The sequence below is a fragment of the Pseudonocardia halophobica genome (genome assembly GCF_027922425.1).
Classification (GTDB): Bacteria; Actinomycetota; Actinomycetes; order Mycobacteriales; family Pseudonocardiaceae; genus Pseudonocardia; species Pseudonocardia halophobica.
In genome coordinates, this window is the sequence record NZ_BSFQ01000080.1 from 1 (window position 1) to 4571 (window position 4571).

Annotated in this window: 7 protein-coding genes; 3 read left to right on the top strand and 4 right to left on the bottom strand. The window is 74.0% G+C overall.

The features are described from left to right. Window positions 1-153: 153 nt before the first annotated feature. Together PKE99_RS37075 and PKE99_RS37080 are read right to left on the bottom strand one after the other, a co-directional pair. A complete protein-coding gene (locus tag PKE99_RS37075; RefSeq protein ID WP_037054687.1) occupies window positions 154-1251 on the bottom strand; it encodes a quinone-dependent dihydroorotate dehydrogenase in 1098 nt (365 codons plus the stop codon). Window positions 1252-1288: 37 nt separating this feature from the next. Beyond that, the gene (locus tag PKE99_RS37080) at window positions 1289-1666 is read right to left on the bottom strand and encodes an RNA-binding S4 domain-containing protein (RefSeq protein WP_037054690.1); all 378 of its coding nucleotides are present in this window, start codon (window positions 1664-1666) and stop codon (window positions 1289-1291) included. A 59-nt stretch (window positions 1667-1725) separates the two neighbouring features. On the opposite strand from PKE99_RS37080, the gene PKE99_RS37085 reads away from it, so the two are divergent. The 3 genes from PKE99_RS37085 to PKE99_RS37095 are packed head-to-tail and all read left to right on the top strand — an operon-like array spanning window position 1726 to window position 3744. Beyond that, window positions 1726-2631, top strand: a complete 906-nt coding sequence (locus PKE99_RS37085; protein WP_037054692.1) for a DMT family transporter — start codon at window positions 1726-1728, stop codon at window positions 2629-2631. A 10-nt stretch (window positions 2632-2641) separates the two neighbouring features. Next, window positions 2642-3517, top strand: a complete 876-nt coding sequence (locus PKE99_RS37090) for a diacylglycerol/lipid kinase family protein (RefSeq protein ID WP_037054702.1) — start codon at window positions 2642-2644, stop codon at window positions 3515-3517. 38 nt (window positions 3518-3555) lie between these two features. Then, window positions 3556-3744, top strand: coding sequence for a hypothetical protein (locus PKE99_RS37095; protein WP_037054695.1), 189 nt, complete (start codon window positions 3556-3558; stop codon window positions 3742-3744). Here the strand turns inward: PKE99_RS37095 and PKE99_RS37100 are convergent, their stop codons facing one another. After that, window positions 3745-4050 carry an ArsR/SmtB family transcription factor gene (locus tag PKE99_RS37100; RefSeq protein WP_037054698.1) on the bottom strand — a complete coding sequence of 102 codons (306 nt, stop codon included), beginning with the start codon at window positions 4048-4050 and terminating at the stop codon, window positions 3745-3747. It abuts the gene before it with no gap. Then, window positions 4047-4478 (bottom strand): SRPBCC domain-containing protein, encoded by a 432-nt coding sequence (locus tag PKE99_RS37105; protein WP_037054700.1) that lies wholly within the window; start codon window positions 4476-4478, stop codon window positions 4047-4049. Before PKE99_RS37105 ends, PKE99_RS37100 begins: the two co-directional genes overlap by 4 nt. Window positions 4479-4571 lie beyond the last annotated feature (93 nt).

Sequence of the window (4571 nt, forward strand, 5' to 3'; positions counted from 1 at the left end):
ACTCGCCAGGGTGTGGGAGAGTAGGTCGCCGCCGACATCAAACCTTGGGAAAGGCCCCGGAACTTCGGTTCCGGGGCCTTTCTCGCGTTCTCGGCTCGATTCCCGTCGTGAGTGGCGATAGCCGCTATAGCGACTATCGCCACTCACAGGGAATCAGGCGGTGTCGGTTCCTACTGCGTCCGCGACACTCGCGAATCCGTTCCGGCGCAGCAGGGCGGCGAGGTCGCGGTTGACCCGGCGGGGCCAGGTGCCGCCGCCGTAGATGAAGCCCGTGTAGGCCTGCACCAGGGACGCGCCGGCGGTGATACGGCGGTAGGCGTCCTCCCCGGTGAAGATCCCGCCCACGGAGATGATGGTGCGGTCCGGGCCGAGCCGCGCCCGCAGCTTCCCGACCACGGTGTGCGCAACGGTCGCGAGCGGCAGTCCCGACACCCCGCCGGCCCCGATCGCCTCGACCTCGGCGGCCGGGGTGCGCAGGCCCTCCCGGGACACGGTGGTGTTGGTGGCGACCACGCCGTCGAGCTCCAGTCGGACGGCCATGTCGGCGACCGCGTCCACGTCGTCGTCGGCCAGGTCGGTGGTGATCTTGACGAGCAGCGGCATCCTGCGGCCGGACATCGCGGAGTCGAGCTCCTCCCGCACGGCGCCCAGCAGCGGCTCGAGCACCGCGACCTGCTGCATGTCGCGCAGGCCCGGCGTGTTGGGGGAGCTGACGTTGACCACGACGTAGTCGGCGTGCGGCCCGAGGACGCGCGCGCTGTGCCGGTAGTCGTCGATCGCCTCCTCGGGCGTCGCGGCCTTGCTCTTGCCGATGTTGAGTCCGAGGACCGGGCGGCCCTCGCGCGGGAGCGCGGTCAGCCGGGCGGCGACGGCGTCGGCCCCGGAGTTGTTGAACCCCATGCGGTTCACGAGCGCCTTGTCCTCGGGGAGGCGGAACAGCCGCGGCTTGGGGTTGCCCGGCTGCGGGCGCGCGGTGATCGTGCCGAGCTCGACGAACCCGAAGCCGAGCCGACCGAGGGCCACCGGGCCGCGGGCGTCCTTGTCGAAGCCGGCGGCCAGGCCGAGCGGGTTCGGGAAGTCGACGCCGAACACCTGCGTCCGCAGCACCGGGTCCGACTCGGTCAGCAGCGAGCCGAGGCGCGGACCGACGACCGGGGCCCCGGCCACGCCCCGGATCGCGCCGAACGCGACACCGTGGATCGGCTCGGCGGGGATGCGCCGCAGGACGTGCCGGAACAGCAGGTCGTACATGTCCCCATCATCGCCCACCGGCCCCGGGCGGGGTTGCCTAGGGACGGGGCGGGCGGAGGGCGCCGAGCTGGTCGAGCATCCGCCGCTCGCGCTTGGTGGGGCGGCCGGTCCCGCGGTCGCGGACGGCGAAGACCGGGCGGGCCTCCTTCGGCGGCGGAGGCGGTGTGTGGTCGAGGTAGCAGGCCTGCGCCTCGGGCGCCCCGACCCGCTTCTGGATCACCTTGGTGACCTCGACGATCCGCGTCTGCTCGTACACCCGCGCGCGGACCTCGTCGCCGGGGTGCACCGCGGTGGCGGGCTTGGCGGGGCGGTCGTTGACGCGCACGTGCCCACCCCGGCAGGCGGCCGCGGCGTCGGACCGCGTCTTGGCCAGCCGGACCGACCAGAGCCAGCGGTCGAGGCGGGTGGACTCCATCCCTCCATCGTGACAGCACCGCGCGGCATAGATCCACCGCGCACGGGGTTGCCCGGTGCATGACGCAGGTGCGGGACCGGACGTGGCTCGTGGCCGTCGCGGCGGCGCTGTGGGGCACGGACGGTCTGCTCCGGGCCCCGCTCGCGGGCGCGCTCCCGGCCGCGACGGTGGTGTTCTGGGAGCACCTGATCGCGGTCGTCGTGCTGCTGCCGCTGGTCCCTGCGGCGGTGCGGGCCTTCCGGGCCGCCCCGACCCGCGACCGGGTGGCAATCCTCGTGATCGGGGCGGGGTCGTCGGCCCTGGCCACCGCACTGTTCACGGCTGCGTTCGCCAGCGGCGACGCGTTGACCCCGCTCGTGCTCCAGAAGCTGCAGCCGCTCGTGGCGGTCGTCGCGGCGGCGGCCCTGCTCGGGGAGCGGGTCCGCGCCGGGTACTGGCTGTTCGCGGTGCCGGCCCTGGTCGGTGCCTGGCTGGTGGCCTTCCCCGACCCGCTCGCGGTGCAGGTCCGCGAGCTCGGGGCGGCGGGCCTCGCCGTCGGCGCCGCGGTGCTGTGGGGCTTCGGCACCGTGCTCGGCCGGATGGTCGGGGTGCGCACCGCGCCGCGCGACGTCACGGTGCTCCGGTTCCTCGTCGGGCTGCCGGCGTCGGCGGTCATCGTCGCGGTGCAGGGCGCGCCGCTCGCCGTCTCACCCGGTCAGCTGGGTCCGCTGGCACTGCTCGCGCTGATCCCGGGCCTGCTCGCCCTGGTCCTCTACTACGTCGGGCTGCGCGACACCCCCGCCGCGCGGGCCACGCTCGCCGAGCTCGCCTTCCCCGCGACGGCGACGGTCCTCGGCATCGCCTTCCTCGGCGTCTCGCCGAGCCCCACGCAGTGGATCGGGCTCCTCGTCGTCGTGGCGGCGATCACCGCCCTCGGGCTGCGCGAACGCGGTTCCGAACCGGTCGTCCTGACCCGGACCGGATAGGGTGCGCGGCGTGGCGCGCGCCTACGACCGGGTCGTCATCGTCTTCAACCCGAACAGCACCGGGGACGCGCAGGAGCGCGCCGAGGAGCTCAAGTCCGGGCTCGCGGAGCGGGCCGCCGAGCTGCCCGTCGAGCTGCGCCCCACCGAGTACGCCGGGCACGCGCGGGAGATCGCCCGCGAGGAGGCCGGATCGGGTGCGCCGCTGGTCGTGTCCGTGAGCGGCGACGGCGGGTACAACGAGGTCGTCGACGGCCTGATGAAGGCCGGCGAGTCGCGGGCCGTCGCGGCGGTCTTGGCCGCGGGCAACGCGAACGACCACCGCCGCGTCGTCGGCCGGCGCCCCCTGCTCGACGCGATCGTCGAGGGCCGGACGGAACGGCTCGACCTGCTGCGGCTGAGCGTCGACGACGAGGAGCCGCGGCACGCCCACTCCTACATCGGCCTCGGGATCACGCCGGTGGTCGCGCTGGAGCTCGAGCGCGGCGGCAAGGGGTCGATCAAGGAGATCCTGACGACCGTCCGGGCCTTCTCCCGGTTCCGCCCGTTCACCATCGAGGTCGACGACGGTCGGCGGCAGGACTTCGACAGCCTCGTCTTCGCCAACATCGCCGAGATGGCGAAGTACGCCACGCTCAGCGAGGACAGCAGGCCGGACGACGGCGTGTTCGAGGTCGTGCTGCTGCCGCACAGCTCGAAGCTGCGGGTGCTGGCCACCGCGGTCAAGGCCGCCGTGCGCGGGCTGGGTCCGCAGCCGAGTGTGCGGGAGTACGCGTTCCGGACCGTCGACCCGATGCCGCTGCAGGTCGACGGCGAGGTCCTCGATCTCGACGCCGGCGCCCGGGTGCGGGTCGACATCGTCGCCGCGGCGCTCGCGACGGTCCGCTGACCCCGTTTGCCCGCCCGCCGGGGAGGTACGCCCGGCACATGGAACGTGGCAGCAGCAAACACAGCGCCCGCGTCGACGAGCAGGAGGCCGCCGAGGTCCAGGGCCGGATGGGCAACCACGGCGGGCACCGCGAGGAGTGGGCGGAGACCGAGCCGCGCGAGGGCGTGGAGAACCGGATCGAGCGGACGGAGCTTCCGCCCCGCCCGCTCGACGAGGACGGCGAGTGATCAGCCCTCCTCCGCGATCGTCTTGATCGCGGCGAGCCTGCGGTCCCACTCCTCCGCCAGCCCGGTCAGCCAGGCCGCGGCCGCGATCAGCCCGTCCGGCCGGGGGGACCAGCGGACCTCCCGGCCGTGCCGCGTGGAGCGGACCAGCCCGGCCGCGTCGAGCACCCCGAGGTGCTGGACCACGGCCTGGCGGCTGATCGGCAGGTCCCGCGCCAGCACGGTCGCGCTGGCCTCCCCGCGCGCGAGCCGCTCGAGCAGCTCGCGGCGGGTCGGATCGGCGAGGGCCGACAGGGCCTGACCACTCATGCCGGCACGGTCTCCAGGTAGCGCTGCAGCTCCGCGGTCTTCACCGCCCAGCCCTCGGTGTTCCCGCGGTGGTAGGCCGCGGCGTCGCCGGTCAGGCTCGCGAAGCCGCTCTCCCTGACCCGGACGAGGGTCCCGTCCGCGGTCTCGGTGAGGGTGAACTCGACGAGCGTCTCGTCCCCCGGTGCGGGTTCGGTCTCCCGGCTGCGGGCCCACCGGAAGCTGAACACCTCCGGCTCCTCGACGCGCTCGACGCGCGCGACGCTCGTCCCGTGGCCCTCGAAGCTGAGCGTGAGCCGGCCGCCGGGCCGCAGGTCGATCTCGGCCCCGGCGTCGCCGAACCAACGCCCGAGGTGCTGCGCCTGCGTGATGACGTCCCAGACGCGGGCCCGGGCGGCGTTGACGGTGATCTCGCGGGTGATGGTGTCCATCGGTCCTCCGTAAGGTTGTTGATGTTCGGGACGAGGTGTTCCGGACGCCCGCGACGGCAGGGTGTGGCTGATCGGTTCTTGTCGTTGGTGGCT